Origin of the sequence: Lactiplantibacillus modestisalitolerans, assembly GCF_005405425.1 — a bacterium.
Lineage (GTDB): Bacteria > Bacillota > Bacilli > Lactobacillales > Lactobacillaceae > Lactiplantibacillus > Lactiplantibacillus modestisalitolerans.
Genome location: NZ_BJEA01000009.1, coordinates 41,833 through 67,291 on the forward strand (window position 1 = coordinate 41,833; position 25,459 = coordinate 67,291).

At 44.7% G+C, this 25,459-nt stretch carries 23 protein-coding genes; 8 read left to right on the top strand and 15 right to left on the bottom strand.

The window, feature by feature from the left end:
• Positions 1 to 86 precede the first annotated feature (86 nt).
• Entirely contained in the window at positions 87 to 1,550 is a 1,464-nt protein-coding gene (locus tag FFM79_RS05630; RefSeq protein ID WP_137642498.1) for a glycoside hydrolase family 1 protein, read from the bottom strand.
• Positions 1,551 to 1,776: 226 nt separating this feature from the next.
• On the opposite strand from FFM79_RS05630, the gene FFM79_RS05635 reads away from it, so the two are divergent.
• A complete protein-coding gene (locus FFM79_RS05635; protein WP_137642499.1) occupies positions 1,777 to 2,400 on the top strand; it encodes an HAD family hydrolase in 624 nt (207 codons plus the stop codon).
• Positions 2,401 to 2,652: 252 nt separating this feature from the next.
• On the opposite strand, the gene rhaD is transcribed toward FFM79_RS05635, so the two are convergent.
• The 5 genes from rhaD to FFM79_RS05660 all read right to left on the bottom strand — a co-directional run bounded on the left by rhaD (position 2,653) and on the right by FFM79_RS05660 (position 7,998).
• Complete coding sequence (gene rhaD, locus FFM79_RS05640; RefSeq protein ID WP_137642500.1) at positions 2,653 to 3,498, bottom strand: rhamnulose-1-phosphate aldolase; 846 nt, start codon at positions 3,496 to 3,498, stop codon at positions 2,653 to 2,655.
• A 53-nt stretch (positions 3,499 to 3,551) separates the two neighbouring features.
• Positions 3,552 to 4,823, bottom strand: a complete 1,272-nt coding sequence (locus FFM79_RS05645) for an L-rhamnose isomerase (RefSeq protein ID WP_137642501.1) — start codon at positions 4,821 to 4,823, stop codon at positions 3,552 to 3,554.
• A 16-nt stretch (positions 4,824 to 4,839) separates the two neighbouring features.
• Positions 4,840 to 5,154: an L-rhamnose mutarotase gene (gene rhaM, locus FFM79_RS05650; RefSeq protein WP_137642502.1), complete on the bottom strand. Its 315-nt coding sequence runs from the start codon at positions 5,152 to 5,154 to the stop codon at positions 4,840 to 4,842.
• A complete protein-coding gene (rhaB, locus tag FFM79_RS05655) occupies positions 5,155 to 6,627 on the bottom strand; it encodes a rhamnulokinase (RefSeq protein ID WP_137642503.1) in 1,473 nt (490 codons plus the stop codon). It lies immediately after the preceding gene.
• Between the two features lie 390 nt (positions 6,628 to 7,017).
• Entirely contained in the window at positions 7,018 to 7,998 is a 981-nt protein-coding gene (locus FFM79_RS05660) for an AraC family transcriptional regulator (RefSeq protein WP_137642504.1), read from the bottom strand.
• A 160-nt stretch (positions 7,999 to 8,158) separates the two neighbouring features.
• On the opposite strand from FFM79_RS05660, the gene FFM79_RS05665 reads away from it, so the two are divergent.
• Both FFM79_RS05665 and FFM79_RS05670 read left to right on the top strand, forming a co-directional pair.
• The gene (locus tag FFM79_RS05665; RefSeq protein WP_137642505.1) at positions 8,159 to 8,998 is read left to right on the top strand and encodes a sugar phosphate isomerase/epimerase family protein; all 840 of its coding nucleotides are present in this window, start codon (positions 8,159 to 8,161) and stop codon (positions 8,996 to 8,998) included.
• 10 nt (positions 8,999 to 9,008) lie between these two features.
• Positions 9,009 to 9,683 carry an SGNH/GDSL hydrolase family protein gene (locus FFM79_RS05670; protein WP_225424389.1) on the top strand — a complete coding sequence of 225 codons (675 nt, stop codon included), beginning with the start codon at positions 9,009 to 9,011 and terminating at the stop codon, positions 9,681 to 9,683.
• Between the two features lie 104 nt (positions 9,684 to 9,787).
• On the opposite strand, the gene FFM79_RS05675 is transcribed toward FFM79_RS05670, so the two are convergent.
• The 6 genes from FFM79_RS05675 to FFM79_RS05700 form a co-directional block, all read right to left on the bottom strand.
• Positions 9,788 to 10,018 (bottom strand): hypothetical protein, encoded by a 231-nt coding sequence (locus tag FFM79_RS05675; protein ID WP_137642507.1) that lies wholly within the window; start codon positions 10,016 to 10,018, stop codon positions 9,788 to 9,790.
• Positions 10,019 to 10,063: 45 nt separating this feature from the next.
• Entirely contained in the window at positions 10,064 to 10,909 is an 846-nt protein-coding gene (locus FFM79_RS05680; RefSeq protein WP_137642508.1) for a GRP family sugar transporter, read from the bottom strand.
• A 75-nt stretch (positions 10,910 to 10,984) separates the two neighbouring features.
• Positions 10,985 to 12,391 (bottom strand): MFS transporter, encoded by a 1,407-nt coding sequence (locus tag FFM79_RS05685; RefSeq protein ID WP_174795728.1) that lies wholly within the window; start codon positions 12,389 to 12,391, stop codon positions 10,985 to 10,987.
• Between the two features lie 159 nt (positions 12,392 to 12,550).
• Positions 12,551 to 13,648: a glycoside hydrolase family 88/105 protein gene (locus FFM79_RS05690; RefSeq protein WP_137642510.1), complete on the bottom strand. Its 1,098-nt coding sequence runs from the start codon at positions 13,646 to 13,648 to the stop codon at positions 12,551 to 12,553.
• 400 nt (positions 13,649 to 14,048) lie between these two features.
• Entirely contained in the window at positions 14,049 to 15,125 is a 1,077-nt protein-coding gene (gene uxuA / locus FFM79_RS05695) for a mannonate dehydratase (RefSeq protein ID WP_137642511.1), read from the bottom strand.
• A gap of 24 nt (positions 15,126 to 15,149) precedes the next feature.
• The gene (locus FFM79_RS05700) at positions 15,150 to 16,766 is read right to left on the bottom strand and encodes a mannitol dehydrogenase family protein (RefSeq protein WP_137642512.1); all 1,617 of its coding nucleotides are present in this window, start codon (positions 16,764 to 16,766) and stop codon (positions 15,150 to 15,152) included.
• Between the two features lie 177 nt (positions 16,767 to 16,943).
• Between FFM79_RS05700 and FFM79_RS05705 the strand changes: the two genes are divergently transcribed.
• From FFM79_RS05705 to uxaC, 4 genes are all read left to right on the top strand, one after another.
• Positions 16,944 to 17,609 carry a GntR family transcriptional regulator gene (locus tag FFM79_RS05705; protein WP_137642513.1) on the top strand — a complete coding sequence of 222 codons (666 nt, stop codon included), beginning with the start codon at positions 16,944 to 16,946 and terminating at the stop codon, positions 17,607 to 17,609.
• A gap of 245 nt (positions 17,610 to 17,854) precedes the next feature.
• Positions 17,855 to 19,420: an MFS transporter gene (locus FFM79_RS05710; RefSeq protein WP_137642514.1), complete on the top strand. Its 1,566-nt coding sequence runs from the start codon at positions 17,855 to 17,857 to the stop codon at positions 19,418 to 19,420.
• A gap of 28 nt (positions 19,421 to 19,448) precedes the next feature.
• Positions 19,449 to 19,817 carry a hypothetical protein gene (locus FFM79_RS05715; RefSeq protein WP_137642515.1) on the top strand — a complete coding sequence of 123 codons (369 nt, stop codon included), beginning with the start codon at positions 19,449 to 19,451 and terminating at the stop codon, positions 19,815 to 19,817.
• 6 nt (positions 19,818 to 19,823) lie between these two features.
• On the top strand, positions 19,824 to 21,239 hold the full coding sequence (gene uxaC, locus FFM79_RS05720) for a glucuronate isomerase (RefSeq protein ID WP_137642516.1): 1,416 nt from the start codon (positions 19,824 to 19,826) through the stop codon (positions 21,237 to 21,239).
• Positions 21,240 to 21,492: 253 nt separating this feature from the next.
• Here uxaC and FFM79_RS05725 read toward each other — a convergent pair whose 3' ends face one another.
• Genes FFM79_RS05725 through FFM79_RS05735 form a run of 3 tightly spaced genes read right to left on the bottom strand, consistent with a single transcriptional unit; the run spans position 21,493 to position 24,300 of the window.
• On the bottom strand, positions 21,493 to 22,341 hold the full coding sequence (locus FFM79_RS05725) for a sugar phosphate isomerase/epimerase family protein (protein ID WP_137642517.1): 849 nt from the start codon (positions 22,339 to 22,341) through the stop codon (positions 21,493 to 21,495).
• A gap of 34 nt (positions 22,342 to 22,375) precedes the next feature.
• The gene (locus tag FFM79_RS05730) at positions 22,376 to 23,242 is read right to left on the bottom strand and encodes a sugar phosphate isomerase/epimerase family protein (RefSeq protein ID WP_137642518.1); all 867 of its coding nucleotides are present in this window, start codon (positions 23,240 to 23,242) and stop codon (positions 22,376 to 22,378) included.
• Between the two features lie 35 nt (positions 23,243 to 23,277).
• Positions 23,278 to 24,300 (bottom strand): Gfo/Idh/MocA family protein, encoded by a 1,023-nt coding sequence (locus FFM79_RS05735; RefSeq protein ID WP_137642519.1) that lies wholly within the window; start codon positions 24,298 to 24,300, stop codon positions 23,278 to 23,280.
• A 252-nt stretch (positions 24,301 to 24,552) separates the two neighbouring features.
• Between FFM79_RS05735 and FFM79_RS05740 the strand changes: the two genes are divergently transcribed.
• Entirely contained in the window at positions 24,553 to 25,434 is an 882-nt protein-coding gene (locus tag FFM79_RS05740) for an AraC family transcriptional regulator (protein WP_137642520.1), read from the top strand.
• Positions 25,435 to 25,459 lie beyond the last annotated feature (25 nt).

Here is a 25,459-nt window from a genome sequence, read left to right on the forward strand (position 1 = left end):
CTCAGATTGTTTTGCGAGCTGAACGCTCGCGTTTGGGCGTAAAGAAGGGAAGGTGCCACTGGGCAACCTTCCCTTCGTTCGTCCACTTATGCTTGTTCTGAATCCTTGTTCGGTTTTTCTAAGCCGTTGTTCTTAATCACGTCTTGGTACCAATAGAACGACTTCTTCGGGTAGCGCGCCAGCGTACCGTTGCCCGCGTCGTCCAAGTCAACGTAAATGAAGCCGTAGCGCTTACTCATTTCACCGGTCGAGGCGCTGACAAGGTCGATGCAGCCCCACGGCGTGTACCCCATCAGGTCAACGCCGTCCGCGATGGCGCCGGCCATTGCCTGGATGTGGGCCTTCAAGTAGTCGATGCGGTAATCGTCGGTGACGTAGTGATTCTTGTCGGGCTGATCAATTGCGCCGAGGCCGTTTTCAACGACGAATAGCGGCTTCTGGTAGCGGTCGTACAGCTCGTTTAAGGCGATTCGCAGGCCGGTTGGGTCAATCTGCCAACCCCACTCACTGGCCTTTAAAAATGGGTTCTTAACCCCACCCATCAAGTTACCCGCGACCTGGTCCGTCGTGGCGCCGGTGGTTTCAACAGCGGTTGACATGTAGTAGCTAAAACCAACGTAATCAACCGGGTTCTGCTTGATTAACGCCAGCTCGCCATCGGTCGTCTTTAAATCGGCAAACGTCAGGCCGTATTCCGCTAACAACCGCTTCGTGTAGGCCGGATATTCGCCACGGACTTGCACGTCGGCGCAGAAGAAGTTGAAGTCCTGGTTATGTTGGAGGTTCGCCAACTGGTTAACCGGGTTCGCGTCGTAGCTGTAACTAGTTGCGTAGATGATCATGCAACCAACTTTCAAGTCCTTCTTTAAATCGTGGGCAATCTTAACGGCCTTCGCACTGGCAACAAACTGGTTGTGCCAAGCTTGGAACACGTTCTTTTTGTCGTTGGCGCCGGTCGCTGGTACCATCCCCTGGCCCATCACTGGAAATTGCGCGGCACTGTTGATTTCATTGAAGGTCATCCAATACTTAACCTTGTCGGCATAACGGGTTAAAACCGTGCGGGCAAAGTTGGTGTAAAACTCAACGAGGTAGCTATTCTTCCAGCCACCGTAGCGTTGCGCCAAGTTTAACGGTAATTCGTAATGCGAAATCGTTACGATTGGCTGAATATCATGGGCTAAACATTCATCAATGACGCGGTCATAAAATTTCAAGCCGGCTTCGTTCGGTTGCGTTTCATCGCCATTTGGAAAAATTCGGGACCAGGCAATCGAGAACCGATAACACTTAAAGCCCATTTCCGCGAACAACGCGATATCTTCTTTATAATGGTGGTAAAAATCAATCCCCTGGTGGTTCGGGTAGGTGTACTTGTCTTCATCGATCGTCCAATCAAAATCCGGTTGGTTCACGATGGCGAAGCGCTGCTTCCCACCAGGAAGTGCGTCGGCGATTGAGAGCCCGCGCCCGTCTTCTTGGTAGCCACCTTCAATTTGGTTCGCGGCGGTCGCGCCGCCCCATAAAAACCCTTCTGGAAATTCTGCCATGCAAACAACACCCTTTCTGGCTGATTAGTTGAACCAAATGACAGCCCTTACATTTTAGTATAACCAACTAGCGGGTCTTTTTACAAATCCCAGCCTCAATTTTAAGTTCTAAAGGATTTTGAAAAATTTTGGTTTTTTCATTTAAAAATAACGTCGAAACTATCGTTCAAATAAACTGACCATCCGTGCTAAAATAGAAGAAATCTATGTAGAGAGGATCCACCCAATGTCATACAAAACCATACTTTTCGACGTCGACAACACTTTGATCGACTCCGCGACCATCGCATCCAATGTCTTACACCAAATCACGGCGAACTACGGCTTTGATGTCCCAGCCGCCACGGTGCGCCAACTGGTCGGCATCCCCACCGATAAAATTTTACAGCAACTGAACTTAAGTCACGTGGACGAAATTACGGCCGACTTCACGACCGCGATCGCGGCCCACAAGGACGAATTACGCTACTTTAACGGCATCCGCGACCTCCTAGCCCAACTTCCCCAGCGCGGCGTTGAGGTCGGCATTGTGACCTCCCGGACGGCCGTTGAAATTGAAAGTGACTTAGGCGCGTTCCCCGAAATCACGAGTGCTGACATTATCGTGACGGCGGACAAGACGACCGAACACAAACCGAGTGGTGCGCCGCTCGAATACGCGGTCAACGCCCACCACTTAAATAAAGCGGAAACGATGTACGTGGGTGACGCAATCTATGATATGCAGGCCGCTTTAGACGCCAACATGGCCTTTGCGAGTGCGACTTGGGGCGCTTTACCGACGACTGATTTCTCGCAGGCAACCTTTACACCCAAGACGCCGGCGGACTTGTTGCGGGTGATTGCCTAACTAACTTAAGCTAGTGTTTAATGAGAACAAAAAACCTGGTAAAGACTGTTAATAAGTCCAAAAGATGGGCTTGTTAGCAGTCTTTTTATTAGCATCATTCAGATGAATAACGTGTTGTGCTAGTTAATACTAAGCTAGCCCATCTGTAAAAAAATACGAGTCCTAAACGGGTCGCCACCCGTTTAAGGCTCGTATTTTGCCTAAGAATGAGAAAATATAACGCAGAATTACTAACGGTGAAAGCTGAGAGGACTATTCAACCGTTTCAGTTTGAGCATCCGGAGTTAAGAAGGCTTCGTTAGCCGTTAAGTCGAAGCGCTTGATTAAGTCACGGAAGTCTTTGTCCGTTAAGGATTGTAAGATTTCGCCGCCTTGGGCCCGAATGGTCGTGTAGATCAACGCGGACTTTTCAACGGTTTCAACTAAGCCGTAAGTTTCATCGAGGGAGTCGCCAGCGGCGAAGACCCCGTGGTGTGGCCAAACAACAACGCGGAAGTCGTTCATCTTAGCAGCCGTCTTTTCACCAATTTCGTTAGTCCCTGGGCACATGTAAGGAATAACACCCACGCCTTCTGGGAAGACTACGATTGATTCTGGGTGCATCTTCCAGAGGGTCCGGCTAAAGCGCTTGGATGATAGCGGCACCGTAAAGGTCATGGCAACGAGGTTCGTTGGGTGACAATGCATGATGACCCGTTGGTTAGGATCTTGCTTCAAGCGGGAAATATGGCTCATTAAGTGGGATGGGAATTCACTCGTTGGTTCGCCACCGTCGTTAAAGCCCCACATTAAGTCAACTTCGTTCCCCTTATCGTTGATCCGGATCAAGCCCATGTCGCGTTCTGGGAATTCAACCATGTTCTTGAAGTAGCGGCCGGTCCCGGTAACTAAGTAGTACTTGCCAGCTAATTCGCTTGCGTCAAAAGCGATTGGAATTTGACGAAGAACTTTGTCGGTGTCGCTGAAGGCGCCAACTTCTTCAGCCGTCAAGCGTAAGCTGACGTTCCCACCGTTCCGTTCGTCCCAGCCGTGCCGGTATAAATTGTTGGTCGTTTGGGCCATATCATGTACGTATTGTGAATCAATAAATTTTGTCATTATTGCCAACCTCTTTTAGTAGTTTTGTTGTAACAAACCGTATTACCAATTAATTAGTGCTTTTCGCGTGGGAATTGAACCTTTTGTTCATAGTCATGAATGTTGTTCAACCAATCCGTGCCAACTGGCGTATCGTTTTGTAAGCAGAATTCGTCCCAAACCGCGCCGAATGGGAAGGACTTTAATTCTTCCGTAACGGCTAAGCGTTTCGTAAAGTCGAAGTTTAATTCGGCCTTCTTTAAATCATCGATAGGCGCAAGCATGGCTTGAAGTAAAGCCTTCTGCGTTGCACGGGCCCCAATGACCCAAGCGGCAACCCGGTTGATCGTGGCGTCGAAGAAGTCCAGGCCAATGTTAGTCCGACTCAATTGATTGTCACGAACCAGTGAACGGGTAATCCGCGTCAAGGCGTCGTCGAAGATCACAACGTGGTCACTGTCCCAACGAACTGGCCGGGAAACGTGCAACATTAAGCCCTTGCCGAATGGTAAGAACGCTGAGAACTTGTCGGAAACGTCTTCGGTTGGGTGCCAGTGACCGGCATCGATCGTCCAGAGCTTGCCGCGGCTGATAGCGTAGTTGTTGTAGAATAAGTGGGAACCAACCGTGTAGGATTCGATCCCGGTCCCGAACAATTTACCTTCAACGGCTTCGATGGTGTTCTTTTCGTCGTACTTCTTAGCAAAGATTTCATCCAAGGAAGCAATTAAGCGTTCCCGTGGGCTTTGCTTGTCGATTGGGTTATCCTTGAAGCCATCTGGAATCCAGAAGTTGTTAACGGATTGTTGGCCTAATTCTTCACCAAAGTAGTTGGCGATTGCCCGGGATTGCTTCCCAACTTCGATCCAGTAGTCCCGAACGTCTTTTTCAGGACTTGCTAAGGTGAAGTTGTGCTTAACCATTGGGTGGGAGAAGAAGGTTGGGTTCATATCCAAACCAACCCCTTCTTGTTTAGCCCAGTCAACCCAGTACTTGAAGTCTTCGGGGCCAACTTCGTTCAATTCCTTCTTCTTGTCGGTAACGGCGTAGATTGAGTGTAATTGAACCTTGTGCTTCCCAGGGATTAACGAGAGGGCTTCGTGTAAGTCACCCGTCAATTCATCAGGGGTGCGGGCAATCCCAGGATAGTTCCCGGAAACGCCGATCCCACCAGTTAATTCTTGGTCGGGGTTTAAGAAACCGTGAATGTCGTCCCCTTGCCAAGCGTGAACGGATAATTTAACCTTCTTTAATTCTGCTAAGACCTTGTCCGTGTCAACGCCTAATTCTGCGTAACGTTGCTTAGCAACTTGATAAGCTTTTTCAACTTCGTCTGTTTTAACCATGTTGTGTTCCTCCTCGTTAATCTAAATGAAAGACTTCTTTTAAATCGGTGGTAACGGGACTGTTATCCGGATTGGTATCCATGAGTGGTTCCATGTATTGCCACCATTTCTTGCAAATTTCGGTATCGGCGATCTTGTTATAGGTCGCTTCGTCGGGAACTTCCAAGTAGGCAAAAGTTTGCCCGGTTTTTTCGTTTAAAAAAATTGAATAGTTGGTGGCGCCATATTCCTTGAGCGCCTTTTTCATTTCCGGCCACAAAGCAGCGTGCCGTTTTTGATATTCATCGTATGCGTCTGGATGTAAATACATCACTTGACCTAATCTGACCACTTATACCAACTCCTTACTATGACCGTTTAAAAAGTCCTGGTACCGTTTCAAAACGCCAGCGTATTGATCTGCTTCTGGCTCAAAGCGTTTGAGGTCAAACGAATTAGCGATCATTTGCCGCCCCGCTTTGAGATCCTGGACGTCGCCGGTGCTGATCATCTGGACGAGGGCGTTTCCAACCGCGGTCGCCTCATTCGGACCAGCCACAACGGTGACGTTAGCCAGCGTGCTGGTCATTTGGTTGAGCAGCGCGATGTTACTGCCACCGCCGACGATGTTCAGGGTGTTCAGATGACAATCAAGGATCGCGTCTAATTTCTGAACTTCGTTCGCATAGAACAACGCGAGGTTACTGTAAATCGCCATCATAATTTCGCCCGGCATTTCGGGAACTGCTTGGCCCGTTTCGCGGCAATACTGTTGAATTTCTTCAATCATATTGTCCGGATTGACGAAGCGTTCATCGTTAATGTCGATGAATTGCTGGAACGGCTTTTCTTGACCCGCTAAGCTGGCTAATTCGCTGAAGCTGTACTGGTCACCGTAAATCCGTTTGACGCACTGCGCGATCCACAGCCCCATAATGTTCTTGAGGAAGCGGTACGTCCCGTAGGCGCCCCATTCGTTGGTGTAGTTGTTTTCAAAGGCCAACTGCCCATTTTCAGGGGTGTTCAGTTCAGTTCCGAGTAAGGACCAGGTCCCCGAGCTGAGGAACGCCCAGTCGTGACCGACGCCCGGCGTGCCAACGACCGCCGACGCGGTATCGTGGGTTGCCACCGTAATCACTTGGGTTTCTGGCAAGTCGAAACTTTCCATCCAGTTAGCACTAATTTGACCGAGCGGCGTGCCGGCTTCGACCAACTTGGCGAACTGCGAATCGTGCACGTTAACCTTAGCTAGCAGGTCTTCGTCGAAGAGCCGCCCTTGCAAGTTCAACATTTGCGTCGTGGACGCGTTGGTCACTTCGGTCACCGCTTTGCCCGTCAAGACATAGCCAATGTAATCCGGAATCATCATGATTTGCTTGGTTTGTTCCAGCAAAGCTTCGTTTTCTTCATACAATTGGTATAGCGTATTGAAGTCGAGGAATTGAATCCCGGTCTTCTTATAGAGGTAACTCTTCGGCAAATCACTCGTTAAATCCGCGATGGCATGGTCGGTCCGGTGATCACGGTAACTGATTGGGTCGGCTAATTTCTTGCCGTCCTGACCAACTAGGACGTAATCGACCGCCCAGGTATCAATTCCTAGGTAGACCTGCTGATAACCAGCGGCCTTAATCTTTTCCAGCCCGGTTAAGATCTCATGGATCAAATAATCGATGTTCCACCGGTCGTGACCGTCCGCCTTCTTAAATCCGTTTTTAAAGCGGTGCATTTCTTTAAGTTGTATTTGCTGTTGATTATTAATTTCAGCTAACATCAAGCGACCGCTGGAGGCGCCAATGTCAACCGCAACGTATGCATTTTCCATTTTTCTTTCCACCTTGCTCAACGCTAGCCGAACGTGTAATCGCTTTCTAAAGGTTGTAAAAAAATAAGCCGAAGCGTTACCCGCGTTGCCGTTGTCTTGATTACATGTTTAATTGTATGCGCTATCACGCAAGGCGACAATGTCACAAAATACGAGATAAAGTATCAAATTTACAGGCATAATTTTCTTACTTGGAAAATTGGTCTAAAACCGCAAGCCCACTTAAAAACGGGCCATCTACTTGGTTAACGCGCCGCTAATCACCCGGCCGGCCCCGCTTGAGCCGCCTTGAACGCTTTTCACGAGTAACACCCCTCCAACGCAAAAAACCGTCCGTTTAAGCAGTTGTTCTACTTAAACGGACGGTAACGGTTTTCACCAAACGACTCGTTAGCGTTGATTCCGGGTTGCGGTTGGCAAGTGGCCGTATTTTTGCTGGTACTTATTATAGAAATAATTCTTATTGGAAAAGCCGACTTGCCGAATAATTTGCGAGATTGGCAACTTCGTCGACGTAATTAGCAGTTGCGCTTGGAGTAGTTTTTGCTGATTAAGCAACTCGGTAAAGGTTTTACCGGTCTTCTTCTTAATCAAATTACTAAGGTAGTAGCGGTTGTAGTTCAATTTTTTCGCCACGGATTGTAACGAAACGGTTGCGTAATCGGTTTCAATATCCTTCAGCACCGTCAGCATCACCGGATCATTCAGGCGTTGCTTCGACTTATTCATAATTTCGCTTTGATAATCCCGGACCAACGTAATCAGCAGGATGGGCAAGTAGCTACTAATAATTTGGTTGGAGAACTTTCTAGAAAAATAGTACTCCGACAAAATTGTATCAATTATGTGGGTCACGTCCGAATTACCGCGCTTCCGGAAGTAGATAAACAGCGGCTCCGTTTGGTTGCGGGTCGTTGTGTTCATCAAAAAATTAAATAGAACACTGTCCGAATCATACAATTTATCTAACAAATCTAAATGAATTGATTTATTCCGGAATAAAATATTGATCAGAATATCGTCGTCGCCGAGGGCCTCCAGGCTGTGCGAACTCCCAATATTTAATAACACCACGTCGCCAGTGTGCAGTTCCACGCGGGTGCCATCGATGTGTTCCACACAACTGCCAGAATACATATAATTCAATTCCAAAAAATCATGGGTGTGGCGGGGATACGGCGCGTAACGGTTATGCTTACTAACGTAAATGTCTTTGTTGCGGAAAAAATGCCGGTTATTTAACAGGATCGAATCGGACTGACTACTGTCAATCGTGTCATCGGGTAAATCTTGAACGAATTCGTGGGTTTGTTGCTGTATCTTCTCAATACTCGTCAATTGCCGGAGCAATGTATCTAATTGTTTATCCAATTTAAACACCCCTGTAAATCAAATACAAACAAGATTGAAATCCTATATTGTAAATACTATTGTATCATTGTTTAATATAATTGGAAGCGGTGTCAGGAATTTTGACACCACGTTTGAACTCGTTTCACCATCAAATAACTTTTAGGAAGGCGATTATTTTATGCAAATCGGAATTCGTGCTCATGATATTCATATTTTTGATGATCCAGAAAAACTCGCGGCGAGCTTGAAGGACCACCAGTTCCGCTACGTTCAATTTGCGCCCCGCGTTTCACTAGCCGGTTTAACTGACAACGGCGCCAACATCAACTTCGGTCTCGGTAACCGGGTTAAGCAGGCGTTCGATGCTAACGGCGTCAAGATTGCGGTTCTCGGCTGTTATTGCAACATTATCGACCCCGACGAAACGAAACGCGCCCAAGTATTAGCGCAATTCAAGAAGTACCTCACCGTCGCCCACTCGTTTGGCGCCGACTTAGTCGCAACCGAAACCGGGAGCGCTGACCCGACGTTCCACAAAACGGTCAACAACTTCACTCCGGTTAAGATTGAAGAAACGATTGCGGTTATTCAGGAATTAGTCACGGCCGCTGAAAAGGTCGGCTGCCTGGTCGGTATCGAACCCGGTGTTAACCACCCAATTTATTCGCTAGCGGTCACGAAGCAACTTTTAGCAGCGATTCCATCACCGAACCTTCAAATCGTACTCGATCCCGGTTCGTTAGTCATGGAAGCAAACGATGACCCGGTTGAAATTCTTAAGCAAGGCATTGCCGAATTCGGCGACCGGATCTACGCGTTCCACCTAAAAGACTTCGTTTACAAGCAGGACCACATCGAGATCACACCAATTGGCGAAGGTTCGGCGGACATCGAAGCCATGCTACGGGTGATCAACGCCCAACAGCCAAGTGCCTACGCCATTGCGGACGAACTGTCCAGCACCGACATCGAACAATCGTTGACTCATTTACAGACCATGGCACAAGCCATTCAGTGAGGTAATTAAAATGACAAATCCTTTATCCGGTAAATTATTGTACGCCTTTGGTTCCAGCATCGTAAACGGCCACCTCGCCAACGTTAGTTTCGTGGAAGACGTCGCCCATGATAACGATATGCAATACCGCAAGTTTGCAATCAACGGTGCCACGACGCGCACTAGCGACCCGAACAACATTTTAAAGCAAATCAAGGCCGCGCCAAGTATCACCCCGGACTTCATTATTTTTGATTCCTGGGCGAACGACGCCTACCCCGAAATCGCCGACGATCCCGCACAATTTGGTGAAATCACAACTGGTTTTGACGCTGAACTGAACGACCAAACCTACTGCGGTGGTTTGGAAACCATCTGCAAGACGCTGACCGCTAAGTACGAAGGAGCCCAGTTCATTTTACTGGCGACCCACAAGACGCCAGCCCGTGAACTGCGGATTCAAGAAAAAATGTACGCGGCCGCGATGGAAATTGCCCACAAGTGGTCAATCGACGTCATCGACCTCTTCAACGCGGGCAGCTTCAACGCCTTCATCAAGTCGTACCAGTACGATTATTCGTACGATCAGGTCGACGCGCAGGGCGGCAACCACGCGTACGGCGGCTCTGGTACCCATCCGAATGCCGACGGGTACCGCCGCTTCTACGATCCAATCATTACAAACAAGTTGTTATCGTTCGTTTAAAAATACGCATAACCGCGCCCCGTCAATCATTTTGGTTGGCGGGGCGTTTTAGACAACAAAAGGTCCGGGAACGAATTCCCGGACCCCGTGGCGCCTAAAAATGATTACCGTAACGTAATGGCATCGATTCCAGAAGCCAACAGACTAAAGTCCATGCCCTGGTCAAATTGACGGTCTTCCAATTTGTTGAACCGTTCCGCCATGTAGTAAGCCGTTAAGTAGCGCTTTAAGACGGCCTTCGAAGCCTTCAAATCGTCCGCTTCTTGGGGGTCAAAGTTGCTCACAACCGCGTACGCAAACTTCTCTTCGTTTAACTTCATTTTGTCTTTTGCCATAATTAACACTCCATTCATCTGAATTTAAAACCGACTCATTAATTATTACAGCATCACTAAGCCGGTCGCGCCGGTTAGCAGAATCACTAACCCAAACACCGACCGCCTAGCTTGGCCGTGGATAAACTCGTTTAAGACGAACCCACCAATCAAAGTTGACACGATAACGTTTAGCTGTGACAAGATGAACGCGTTGACCATCCCGTTTAAAGACAGGGAAACGAGGTAGGTCGCCGCGGCCGCGGAGAAGATAATCCCCGAGGACACGTTCTTGCCAGTGGCCGGGCGCCACACTTCACGCGTTTTCGTCGCGCCGATCAATAGTGCCGCACTCAGCATTCCCAGGGCTTGCGGTAAGAAGCCATTTAAATTCGAACCGACCTGGGCGTAATGTGGTAAGGCGGAATAGCCCCAGTACCCAATCGTGCTCACCGCTAAGATCAGGTAGTAACGGGCCTGCCCCGCTTGAAGGTGGAGTCGCTGATTCGTTAATGCAACCCCGAATAAAATAATGAGCAACATGACCAAACTTAGGAGGATGTCGGGCAACCCGGACCACTCGTGAAACAAGAGCCCGCCGATGATACTATTACCAACGATTTGCATCGCCGTGGATAGCGGCATCGTCGTACTGACACCCAACTTTTCGTAACCATAATACTGACCACCCTGACCAAAGCTCCAGCAAAAACCGGACGCAAAGAAGAGTAGTGCCGCCGACCATTGGCAGTGGAGGTGCAGCCCCCACGTCAGGCCAGCCGCCACGATCGTAATCCCGACCGTGGTCCCAATCAACTGTTGCCGAAACGTGCCGCCCGCAAATTTACGAATCCAAATTGGCAGGACGCCCCAACACAGCGCTGGAATTAATCCAATTGTAATCGCCCACATAATTTATTCTGCCTGCATTTCAAAAAATAAACGGTGCTGTCAACGAGCACCGTTTATCTTTAAATCTTTACTGAACTAGTTTTCAGAACTTGCTTCTTTAGCACGGCGCGCTGCTAATTCAGCATCAACCGCATCAATCTTCTTCTTGCTCAATGGGTACCAGAAAATTAAGATCAGGCAACCAATGGCTAAACAAGCCGCTGGAAGAAGGTTGGCGATTCCGTAAATCCGGTTAACAACGGCAGCTGATTGAGTTGCACCACCGGTACTTGAAGAAACGTAACCAATTGCAGTTAACATGAAACCACCGATGAACCCACCAATGGCTTGGGCAACTTTACGGGCAAAGGAGTTCACACCATAAACGGTACCGTCTTCACGGAAACCAGTTAAGTATTGATGGTAATCAATAACGTCGGTGATGAAGGCCCAAACCATCAAGTTGAACATCCCTGAACCTAAAGTAGCTAAGAACAAGAGAACCAAGTATAACCATGGGTTCGTAATGTGCATGAAGTACATTAACAAGTACATTGCAGTCCCAAAGGCCAAGCAAACGATGGAAGCTTCACGCTTACCAAATGTCTTGATCAACTTCGTTGCAAACGGTGCTAACACAACCACGGTCCCGTAAGTGAACAGTAAGGCGATTGAGAGCGCTTGCTTGTTACGGAAGTAATCGGTGAACAAGTAAGTTGCTAAAGTCCCTGATAAGTTTTGGTTAATAACGATGAATAAGTCACAAACAACTAATGACATCAAAGCGCGGTTGGTGAATAAACCTTTGATTAATTGACCAGCGCTAACCTTTTCAGTCTTTTCAACTTGAACACGTTCCGTCGTTAAACGGTAAGTGATGTTGTAAGCGATGAAGGCGATGATGGCACATAACATGGAAACCATGAAGAACCGGTTAGTTGAAACAACTTGTTGGCCGTTTGCCAAAGTTTTGTATACTAACAAAGGAATCATGAAACCAGTCGTAGCACCACCAATGGCGGAACCAACACTCCGGAAAGTTGAGAGTGAAGCCCGGTCATCAGGGTTATCACTGATGGCACTCGCCATTGAACCGTAAGGAATGTTAATACATGAGTTAACGATCCCGTATACTAAGTAAGTGATGAAGATGTAAACGACCTTAGCAGTCATGTTCCAGTTGTTTACGAATGGTAAGAACAAAATAACCGTAATCGCACAGAACGGGTATTTCATCTTACGAATCCAAGGACGGAACCGACCAGCGGAAGTTAACTTCGCAACGTCGGCTAACCGACCAACGGTAACATCGGCAAAGGCGTCGATGATCCGCGCAGTTAAGAACAAGATCCCAACGACCGCACCAGAAATCCCTAACGCGTTCGTATAATAAATCGTCAAGAAACTGTTAACTAAACCAAGAATAAAACAGTTCCCTAAGTCGCCAAACATGTACCCAATCTTGTCGCGAAGACCGAATGGTTTGAAGTTCTTTTGAACCATTTGGACCCCAGCAGCGGTTGGCGCAGCGCTTGACGCAGAATTTGTATCTGCTTTCATATTAAGGTACCCCTTTAATTTATTTGAAACGGTCGTTGTAACTGGGATTTAATCGGATAATTGCAATTGTAATCGGTTACAGCAACCGGTATCATTTATTGTTTAGAAGAATTCTTTCAAGTATTCCGTTAAGGCTAAGGCTGCCATTGATTGCCCATAAGGCATGTTGGAAGTCTTAATGCCGTTGTAGAAGTCCTTGGTTTCACCCATTGGTGTTCCGGCAGAAGTCTTAGCCAACGCACCAGTTTCGTCGATGTTAGCGAATAAGGCTTTGATCCCCTTCAAGGCAACGTCGCGGTAACTATCATCGATGTAGTGTTCGTGCATCGCTTTTAAGATCCCGTAAGTAAAGCCGGCGGTTGCAGAACCTTCAAGGTAAGTCTTCGGATCGTCAACTAACGTATGCCAGAGACCAGTTTCTTTGTCTTGGTACTTCGCTAAGGCTTCGATTTGATACTTCAAGTTCATAATCATGAATTCGCGGAAAGCGTCGCCTTTTGGTAAATCTAACAGGCAAAGTAATTCTGGGAAGGCAATCGTAATCCAAGAATTCCCACGGCCCCAGAACGCACCAGCAAAGTTGTCGCGACGTTTGAAGCTCCAGCCATGGTACCAAAGACCCGTCTTCTTATCTTGTAAGAATTGGATGTGTAGTAAGACTTGCTTCTTAGCTTCTTCAACGTATTCAGGCTTGTTCAAGGTCTTCCCTAATTTAGCTAAGGTCAAGACACTCATCATTAAGGTATCAGCCCACATTTCGTCGGGGTTCAAATCACCAAAGGTAACGTGTTGGAAGCCACCCTTTTCAGTCCGTGGTAAGCGGTAGTATAACCAGTCGCCCCAGGCTTCCAAGTGCGGTAAGTAACTCCGGTTACCGGTTTCCTCATAAAGATAAGCCAACGTTAACATTTGAACCATCGTGTTGATGTTCTTTTCAACGGGTTCTTCAGCGAAGTGATCATCGTACCACTTAATAATGCGGTCGAGAACCGGTTTCTTCCGCGTCAGCTTGTAGTACTTCATCATCCCGTATAAACCAACACCGGATGTCCATTCCCAGAAGTCAAAGCTCTTGTTATCAATAATTGAACCATCAGCCACCTTGATGGAGAATTCACCGGTTGGGTCACTCAAGTGAATTTCATTGTCAATTAGTAAATCAACTTCGCTTTCGACGTCTTGCTTTTTGTAATCTGCCATTATATTTACACACTCCCTGCATTTGTAGTAATGATAATTATTATTAATAATATTTCGATTGCAATCGCTTACAAGCTTATTTAATAACATTTTCACATTCGTCGCAATATCTAACTTACAGATAAGAGTAACACTTTTACAGGTAACCCTTTCAAAACGAAACTTTTTTTCATTTTTTATCACATCTGCATGTAAATTGTACCATATTTATAGGCAACCGGTTTCCGGAAAAGCCTTAATTGGTCTAGTCCCGGTGGAAAAAGGACGCAAAAACGCGCGCCCCAAATTTTAAGTGTCATCGGGGCGCGCGGTCTTGCTCATTATTTAGATAGAAGCGCTTACATTTTAGACAAAAAATAAGGACGGCTAGCCACTAACCGTCCTTACTCGTTGTATTTAATTACTGATTGTCCTTTTCCAAAGCTTCCCATAAACCATTGAGGTAAGCAATCCCTAAGGCCCGGTCATATAATCCGTAGCCTGGAACACCGTCTTCACCCCAAATGTTACGCCCATGGTCTGGACGAATGTAGCCATCAAAGTTGGTGTCGTGTAACGCCTTCATGATTTCGTACATATCGAGTGAACCTTCGGATGACAAGTGTGCAGATTCGTGGAAATCACCCTTGTCATTCATAAACTTAATGTTCCGGGCGTGAATAAATGGTGCCCGGTCCTTACCAACGAATTCGCGAATAATTGCGGGAACGTCGTTATTCGGGTTTTCACCCAATGAACCGGTACAAATGGTAAAGCCGTTGTACTTAGATTCATGCATTGCTTCAATCTTACGCATGTCTTCGGCATTCTTGTAGATCCGTGGTAAGCCAAATAATGGACGCGGCGGATCGTCCGGGTGCATTGCCATCCGAACATCACATTCCTCACACACTGGAATGATGGCGTCTAAGAAGTACTTCATGTTTTCACGTAGTTTAGCTTCATCAACGTCTTTATAAGCGTGGAATAAGTGTTCAATCGTCGCTAACCGTTCTGGTTCCCATCCTGGTAAGGTGTAACCGTTAGAACCGTTCCGGGTGGAATCAATGATTTCTTGCGGATCATCAGCTAACTTATCCGCTTCAAAGGCCATATCATTCGAACCGTCTTCAAGAACGTAGTGTAAGTCCGTCCGTAACCAATCAAAGACTGGCATAAAGTTGTAGCAAATTACTTTAATCCCGTATTCGGCTAAGTTCCGAATCGTTTGCTTATAGTTTTCGATGTACTTATCACGCGTTGGTAACCCAATCTTAATGTCATCGTGGATGTTAACTGATTCGATGACTTCCAGCTTCAGGCCCGCGTCTTCAACTTCTTTTTTTAATTCAGCAATTTTTTCTTTTGGCCAAACATCGCCAACTGGTACGTCGAATAACGCCCCAACAACTTGGGTCGTACCAGGAATTTGGCGAATGTTTTGCAAGGTAATCGGATCATCTTTAGGTCCGTACCAGCGAAATCCCATGTTCTTCATAATTATCGTATTCCTTTCAATTAACTAAGCGCCAACAACGGCATGCAAGGTCTTAGCCACTGCACCAGGGCCCGCGATCATGGCCGTAAAGTTATCTTCAACCTTCTTGGTCAAGTTAACGGCGTCCAAATCGACTGGGAAGATGGACTTGTTCGTTAAGATTGGCTTCAAAACAGCGTGTGCGTCAACCTTGTCACCCAATTTAACGTCAGCAACGTATGGTTGTAATTCGCTCAACAATGGATCACGGCTTGGTTCAAAGGCTTGTCCATCATCTTGAACTGCCATCAAGAACCGGCACCATCCAGCAATAATCAGTGGAATTGCCTTTAAGTCGGCCGTTGATTTACCACTATCTAAGTAGTGTTGCAACGTTACACCATAACGAATTGGCATCTTCTGCGACGTATCACTCGCAATCCGTTGCGGCGTATCCGGAATGTTCTTATTTGGCAAACGCTTATTGATCAACTCGTCGATAAAGGCCTTTGGATCAATAATCTTTGGATCCTTTACAACTGGGAGGTCTTCGTTGTAGCCCAACTGCTTAATTAAAGCAACCAAATCTGGGTTTTGCGTTTCTTCAGCAATACTCGTGTAACCGAGTAATGAACCAAAGATGGCCAAACTCGTGTGGAGTGGGTTCAAGCAAGCCGTCACCTTCATTTGATCGGCATCGTTAACGATATCGCGGCTCGTTAAAATAACGCCCGCTTTATCTAGCGCTGGCCGGCCATTTGGAAAACTATCTTCAATTACGAGGTAGTGGGTAACTTCCGTATTCCCAAACGGCGCAATGTTAGTGTGCTTAGCAGTATGGATAATGTCCGTATCGTCAAAACCACTATCCTTTAAGACCGTTGCGACTGATTCAGCTGGGTTAGGCGTAATCCGGTCAATCATGCTCCATGGGAAGCTAACCATTTCTGGATTTTGTAAGTAATCCACGAAATCTTGACTAACCGTTCCGTTAGCTAACCAACCCTTAGCAATGGTTAAAACGCCCTCTTCGAAGCGCTTCCCATTTTCAGAGAAGTTATCCGTCGAAACCATCGCGATTGGTAACTTACCCGCGTTAAACCGGGCTAACAATAACCGCGCAATCGCACCCATGTTAGTGGCTGCGTTTTCTGGGTCGCCAGCAATGTCCGCTTGGGCCGCAGCGTTTAAGTTGCCGTTAACGTCGCGTAAGGCGTAGCCCTTTTCAGTAATGGACATCGTTACAAATTGTAAGGATGGTTGTTCAAATACCTTCTTTAACTTGTCCCAGCCAGCTACGTTGGCTTTATTGTAATAAATTGCATCCGCAACACTTGCAATCAAAGTCTTGTCATAATTACCCGCTTCGTCCATGACAACTTGTAAGAATCGGTTGTCAAACGGTTCGTAAGCTTGTTCTACAACGCCATCATCGTAGGTTTCAGCAACAACTACACCAGCTTTAAGTTCGCCAGCGTCTAATAATTCTTGGGCAATCTTAGCATGGAAACAACGGAATAAGTTCCCACCACCAAAGTGAACCCAGACCGGCGCGTCCGCAGCCGCCTGCTTTACTTGTTGTTGATCAAATTTCGGTACCGCGATCCCCGCTTCTGCAAAAGCCTTTGAATCACGACGGTAATCATCTGTTAAGTGCACCATTGTGGTATACTCCCTTCAAGGATTCTTTTTTGAAATACTAATATATCAGTTTGCGTAATCACTGTATCACGGAATGAATCCGATTACAATCCTTTATTTCAATCTGTGACTACTTGGTCAAAATGATATACAATTAAATTATTAACGAACGAAAGAAAGCGCACGAGGATATCTATTATGGTTGAAGTATCGAGTTATCAAGACGAAGCATATATAAAAATTCGGGATAAAATTTTACGCATGAAATTCATTCCGGGCGAGCGAATCAATAAAAAGGCGCTCCAGAAAGAATTATCAATTGGCGCAACGCCCATGCGGGAAGCCTTCCTGCGGTTAAGTCGGGAAGGGCTCCTATTAGTGCGCCCACAAAGTGGTACATACGTTAGCAAAATTAGCATTGACGAAGTTTATCAGGCGCGCTTTGTTCGCGAGAGCATTGAAAAACTTGTTATTGCCGAAGCAATCACCCGCCTAACCTCTAAAGACTTAGACGAGTTTAAAAAGATTATTGCGCTCCAAGAACTTTACTTAAAATCTGGAGATTATGATCAATTCTTCAACTTAGACGAAGCCTTTCACCGAACTTTCTACAAAATTGATCACAAAGAATTCGTTTGGCAATGGCTTCAAGTGGTTAACCTACAATTCAATCGTTTCCGGTACTTCCGCTTGGAGGAAACCGATCTCGATTGGCAACAAATTTGTGACGACCACCGGGCCATCGTTAAAGCAGTAGCGGATAAGCGGACGCAGCGAGCCGAAACCGCCATTAGTCGGCATTTGCACATGGTTGATGAAGACATCAAGACCGCCCTGAAGCATCACCCTGAATATTTTGAATAACTCCTCACAAAATATATTAATATTTTTCTTTCACACAATTTAAATTCATTATAATCACTGCCGTTCCGCGCTTGAACGGCTTTTTTTTGCGGCTTTTTCCAAAAAAGTATGTGCTTTTATGTACAATCACTAATTGACTTTACAAACAAAAAGTTTAAAATGTAACCGTATTCAAATGTACTAATATTTCAGTTGTGCAAGTTTGCGATTACTTTTACACGTTATTGACGGAAGGATGATTCTGTATGAAGAATACCCGCTGGGTATATACCCCGAAAAAAATTAACGTGAAACGTGGTGTGGCCTACGGGCTAACCGACCTTATGGGTGGCGGTTGGAACAACATCGTTTCTGGGGTTATTTTTGCTTATTTAACACTATCAGTCGGACTCAACCCAGCGATGGCTGGGGCAATCACTGGGATTGCACGGATTTTTGATGCCATCTTTTCATTAGTCTTCGGGACCGTCACGGATGGTTTCTATAAAACTAGATTAGGTAAGAAATATGGTCGGCGGCACTTTTGGATGTTAGTCGGATTAATCGGGTTTGCGGTTTCCTTCTTAGCTTTCTGGGTACCAGCGACCGCAATCTTCGGTCCTGGTCACGATTTCTTCTACTACTTAGTTGTTTATACGTTAACCGAAATCTTTGTCGGTATGATTTTGATTCCTTGGGAAACGCTACCAACTGAAATGACTAGCGACTATACCAAGCGGACCATCTTATCAGGTTCGCGGATGTTCATTTCAGCTACTGGGACTTCACTCGTGTTCTTCATTTTAGCAATTTTGCAATCATTACCGAGTGCCCAAGCTAAAAAGAACGCCTACTTATTTGCCGGGATTCTCTGGACCATTTTGTTCGTTGCCGCTATTTTCATTTCCTACCGGATGACTTGGGAACGTCCATTAACTCAGAAATTCCTGAACGAACTTAATTCGCGGCCAAAATTAACGGTTGGTCAATACATTAAAAAGACCTTACACGATTACGGTCAAACGTTTACCAACTCCGCATTCCGGAAACATTTAGCTATTTATATCTTCTCGTTTACTGGTAAAGATTTCTACGCAACCTTATTACCAACCTTTATCATTGTCTGCATCGGTATGGCCTCCAACATTCCATGGGTCTTAAACGCCTTTGCCGTCTTCGGGATCTTATCAACGTTACTTGCTGCTAAATTAATGATTACCCACGGACCACGTTTCTTATACAGTGTTTCCTACATTGGGATTATCATTGCTTTAATCGCATACGGCTTGACTTACTTCTTACACATTAAAAACCCGATGACCATTTTGATCATCATTACCATCGTTTACCAACTTTCTCGTGGGATTCTTGAATTCGTTCCATGGAACGTTTTCCCATTCATCCCCGATGTTGATTACATCATGACGCGTGATGACAAGGCCGGGACTTATGCCGCCGTAATGACTTTCTTCCGGAAATCAACTGGGGCGCTTGCAACTTGGCTTGCCGGGATCTTACTTAGTGAACTAGGTTACGTTTCAACCGCAACCACTCAAGCTGCCGGAGTCACTGACCGGATTGCTTGGTTATTCATGATTGCGCCTATGGTTCTTATTTTTATCGCGTTAGCCGTTTCTTGGGGCTTCAAGCTCAACCGTAAAACTCACGATGTTTTACAAAAAGAAACTAAGCGGTTGGAAAACGGCGGTTCCAAGAAGGATGTTACGCCAGAAGCTAAAGTCGTTGCCGAAGAATTAACTGGACACCCTTACGAAAAACTCTGGCCTAAGGAAACTTACGAAGAGCTCGAAACGGAACACTCTAAAAAATAGTTGATCAATTCTAAAGAGGTGAACTTCATTGTCTGAGACAACACTCATTATTTATAACCAACCTAAGCAACAATTGCTTAACTTACCCGCAACCCAGGCAGCATTAACCAACGCCGATTTAACAACCATTGGCTTAGGCGCCGCCGTTGATTTAAGTCAAACGGCTACGGATGAGAGTTTTGCATTGGTTTATGACGGCTCAACTTGGCGTTCCCAAACCTATATGGAATGGGAAGACCTGCGGATCAACGAAGCGTTGGTCGCCGTTAAAGCCAATTACTCCGAAGCGACACAAAAAGTGCTAACCCGCTTCGTTGCTAGTATGGATGTTAAGTACCAAGGTAAGAAATCTTGGGTCGAATTATTAACTGAACTTGGTCAAGAAATCGAGGGATAATTTATTATGACTTTATTAAACAATGACTTTCTATTGAAGACGGACGTTGCCAAAAAGCTGTTCCACGAATACGCAGAAAACCAACCAATCATTGATTACCACTGCCACTTGGAACCAAAAGAAATTTACGAAAACAAGAATTATGCTAATATTTCGCAAATCTGGATCAACGAAGGCCTGTACGGTGACCACTACAAGTGGCGCCTCGAACGCGACCACGGGGTTCCCGAAGAACTAATTACCGGCGACGGCGATGACTACGAAAAGTTTGTCGCTTGGGCTAAGACGATTGACGATTCATTAGGCTCTCCACTCTACGAATGGTCACACCTTGAATTACGGCGTTTCTTTGGCATTAACAAGCGCTTAAACGCTTCAACTGCTAAAGAAATTTGGGATGAAGCTAACGCACAATTACAAACACCTGCCTTCACTCCCCGGGCGCTGGTCGCACGTTCAAACGTTCAAGTCGTTGTTACAACCGACGCACCTGAATCCGATTTAAAGTATCACGCCCTCCTCGCCAAAGAAAACTTGGCCTTTAAGGTATTACCAGGGATGCGTCCAGACGATGCTTTTAACATTAAGGCTGATAGTTTCGCCGACTACATGCAACGCCTAGGTAAAGCGGCAAACGTCACCATTGATAGTTTCAAGACCTTGACGGATGCCATGGCTCAGCGCGTTCAATTCTTTGCTGATCACGGTGGTAAAATTGCCGACCTCGGCTTGAACTCGTTCTACTACGCCGAAGCAACTGATGCCGAACTAAACGCTATCTTTGCTAAGGGCTTAGCTAACGAAGATTTGACCGCTGACGAACTGAACAAATATACGACGGCCTTAGTCGAAGTCATGATGAAGCTCGCACAACAACACGACTGGGTCTTACAATACCACGCCAACGTTGCTCGTTCCCAAAACAAGCCAATGTTTGACAAGATTGGGCCAAACACCGGTTTTGATTCCGTTGGGACTCAAGCAGACCTGACTGAACAAATCCGTAAGCTCTTCTACGACGCTCAGGCTAAGGGCATCTTACCAAAGACCATCTTCTATTCACTCAATCCAAACGATTGGATGGCCATTGCAACGTTATTGGGTAACTTCCAAGAAGGCCCAGTTCAGAAGATGCACCTTGGTGCTGGCTGGTGGTTCAACGATACCCGTGATGGGATGGAAGACCAAATGAAGCTTTACGCGAACGTTGGTATGTTCCCGAACTTCTTAGGTATGTTAACGGATAGCCGTTCCTTCTTATCCTACCCACGTCACGAATACTTCCGTCGGGTTCTTTGCGACATCATTGGCCAATGGGTCGAAAATGGTCAAGCTCCTGACGACTTGGAATACTTGGGTAAAATTGTTAAGCGCATCAGTTACGAAAATGCGCGTGACTACTTTGGCTTCTTGAAAGCTTAATTCATTAATTTACAGACAGACTAGTAAAGGCCGGTAACCCCCACTTCGGAGTTGCCGGCCTTTTCATTCCTAAAATCCAAACAACAGATCAAGATTTACATATCCATAGAATTACTCTAGATAAACTGATTGAATATAATCTCAGGGCGTTCCGTTACAGTACAGAAACACGACCAACTATATTTATAACCCTTACAAATATAGCCAGCCGCGTTTCAACATTTTATAAATACTCTGGTGCCCATTAATTAATTTAGCTTTGAACTAACTTAACACTATTTAATAGTTCAGATTTAACTTTAGTCAAATCCCACTGTTTTAAATCGTCTGAGAAGGGTTCGAAAGCATATAGTCCCTGATAACCTGCAGCCTCAATAATTTTTGCCCAATCTGCCGACTTCATAATATCTTTAGGGTCAAGCATGTAACGGTCTTGGTCGTCAAGTGCCTCACGCGCCTTGCTACCCATAACTGCACTTAGATGAACTAAGCCAATGTAATTGACATTGACTTTATCATTAAATTGCTGAGGTGTCACACCAGCAAGATAATAATGGAAGGTGTCGGCTACTAATGTAAAATTATCAACGCCAGCCTCATCAATCACTTTCTGGCCTTCCCACGGTGTTCTCAACGTACTGTCAGTGAAGCCAAGTGGTTCAATTAAACCGTCCACGTTGTATTGCTTTAATAACTTAGAATAATCTCGTACATTGGCAACAGCATCTGCTTGACGCTGAGTCGAGCTTCGATGGTCTTCCGTAGAGCGAACTGGGCAAAAAATAATTTTCCCTAAGTTTAAGCCCTTAGTCATTTCTAACATCTCTTTTAACGATGCTAGATTTTCATCAATCATTTGTCGATTATCCATATTACCAATAGCGTTAATTGTTTCAATATGAACATTGTTATCAGTTAATAATTTTTTGACGTCATCACTCGTCATATGATCTAAAATTGACTTGTTGTCAGGTGCGCCATACAAATCATTACGAACCTCAATGCTCTTAAGTCCTAACTTCGCAACCGCCGGAATAGTTTCTGACAAGGAAATTCCGGGCGCAGCTTTACGGTTTAAACAAAAACGATCAGTTGCAATCATTAGTTATGCCTCCTCTAACTAAATATTTTTTTAATCAGTCTAATCCCAGTCCTTTTTTAATCGTAGGCAAAGTCTGGTCGTTTGACCATTCCACTTTATCCGGCCATGCAAAGACGTTATTCGTGACAATTCCATCAAAGTGAATGTCCTTCAGGGCCTTATACATGGCGTCAAAATCAACTTCCCCTTCACCGGGATTTAAGTGTTGATGAATTGTAACCGGAGCAGCAGGTGGGTTAATAATATACCGTAGTCCAAAGTTGCTCTTAAAATTCAACGTATCTGCAATTAAAATGTGGGTTAAAACATCCTTACTATTCATAATTTGTTTGGTAACATCACCGACACCATCATCTGAATAGAAGGCGTGCGCAGAACACCAAACTTGAGAAACCCAATCTAAATCTAGAGAGCGAATTAATTTCGCCGCTTCATTACTAGATTCAATAAAATCATTCGGATGTGCTTGTATCTCCAACTTAATATGATTCTTTTCAAATTCTGGAATTAATTCTTCCATAGACTTGTACCATTGTCCTTCGGAAGCCACTGGATTATACTTATCGCCAGAAAATTCTGTGTTTAGTGTATCCACACCAAGTTCAGAAGTGATTTCAATCGTTCTCTTCATATTACGAACAGCGGCCTGCCGTTCTTGTTCATCTGGTGATGACCACTGTTGAACAGGTAAAACGGATGAAATTTCTATACCTGCATCGCGACACCATTTTTTAACATTGTTAATCATGCCAGTATTAACTTTAGGATACTGGTAAAACCAAATAAAATCTTGCCGCGGTGATAATTCCAAGTACTTGTACCCTAAACGGGCCGTCTTTTCAATCATTTCATGAAATGGCGTATTATCACGAAACATTGATGGATCATAAGCTAACTTCATTAAAATCCCTTCTCACAAAAATATATTTATGTTAATTAATCGTTATACATTGCTGGCTTGTTAGCTGGTAGCTTAATTGAAACACGTTCCGCATTATTATCACGTGACTTAGCTAGTGCATCACAAGTAACCATGGCAACTAAACCATCCCATGATGACGGACCCGTAACTTTATTTTGTTGAACATCATCTACCCAGTTCTGTAATTCATGATCATAAGCAACTTTGAAGCGTTCCGTACAATCAACAGGGATTTTAATTTGACGCTTCAAATCATTTGTTTTAACAGAGGTAACTTGTGGTGATTCAAGATTAATAATACCGTCTTCACAAACCACACTACAATTGATGTCATAACCAATCCGGTCATTAACAAACACTTCAAGGTCAATATGAACTCCTGACTTAGTATCCAAGGTAATAATCTGTGGATCATGCAGCTTGGAGTGCGTATATTTTGTTTGTTTCTTTGGTAAGAAAGTAGTCCCAGATTCGTAATCTTCCCCTAGTAACCAATGCAAAACATCAGCTTCATGAATCGCTGTTTCAATGATTGACATTGAAGTATCATAAGTTTCATCAACGGCTGTATTCCGGTGAGTAGCATGAATCAGTAGTGGTTCACCATATTCATGACTATCAATCGCTTGTTTCATTTCGATGTAGCCAGGGTCGTAACGACGCATGAAGCCAACTTGAACTAGCCGCTTGCCACCCTTAACTTCTGCATCGATTATTTTTTGACAACCTGCAGCAGTTAACGTTAATGGCTTTTCACAAAAAACAAACTTACCAACTTCAATTGCATGGATGACAAATTGTTCGTGCGTTTCGTGTGGGCGCGTAACAACCATAACAGCATCAATATCAGGTGAATCAATCAAATCCATACCATTATCAAAAACCTTAGCACCGTATTCCTTAGCATATTTCTCTGCGAGGTCTTTCTTTAAATCTGCCACCCCGCCTAACCGAGCGCCATTCAAACGAGTTGCAACCCGTTTAACGTGATCTGATCCCATAAATCCTAAGCCAATAATACCGATTGATAAAGTCATAATTAAAAACCTCCTAGTTCATATGTTCTTCATTTCACAATTAGAATACATCTAGAAAGCGCTATCATCAATGTACAAACATGTTAAAAATTTGTACATTACAACACTATTTAAAACGTTGATATATTAGCATTTAGATTATAAAATGTAGTTAAATATGTATATATTAACTTTAAACATTAGTAAAAATAGAAATCAGCAATTCCCAAAGATTGTGATTGTTATTTTTAATTAAACAAGGAGGCAATTATCATGAATGATTTTTCTGAATATATTCCAAATAACGAACAAGGCATGCACTGTTTACAAGGGCTCTATTTTAATAATCCTTCTAATAAAGCTAAGCAACTTTATTTTTATCCATTGTGGGCTGGAGAATACTTAGTCAATTATCCCTACCTTATCGACCGTCAATATATGAATTCCTTTATTATCTTTCTAATAAAGCGTGGCAAATTATCTTTTACTTTTGATAACCGTCATGACTTTATAGCCTCAGAAAACTCTGTAGTAATAATGGATTGTAAGCACCGCAATCACTATTTTGCTAATACATCATGTCAGTTTATCTTTTTCCACTTCAATGCTATTGATGCGCAAATGCTTTACGATTTTATTACGAAAAAAGGGATTAATTGTTTTAATGCTACCGACACTATTCAGCATCTCATTAATCAAATTTTTAATCTTCTAAAAACTCAATCATTTTCTGAACGCGAGACCACATTTTCTGAATTAATTTATAAATTACTCATCTCGTTAACAACTATTTCCGATACCATTCCAATGGATCACTCTGGATTAAAAACAACACCACCATTAATAACACAGGCTCTTGAGTACTTAGAGAAGCATTACAAAGAAAAGGTGACCATATCTACTCTTTGCCAACAATTATCTGTTAGCCCGACTCTTTTATCAAAACAATTCCACACTTATACCGACAGTACAGTCCACAGTTACCTGACCTCTGTTCGAATACTACATGCTAAAAAAATGTTAACGACTAACCCGGGACTAAGTATTTCAGTTGTGGCTGAAAAATGCGGATTTCACGACACTTCACACCTTAATAAGGTATTCAAGAAGGAAACTGGAATGACTCCAAGTAAGTTCAAGCAAATTTGTTTCTAAAATTTTATTTGCAATATTAGATTTT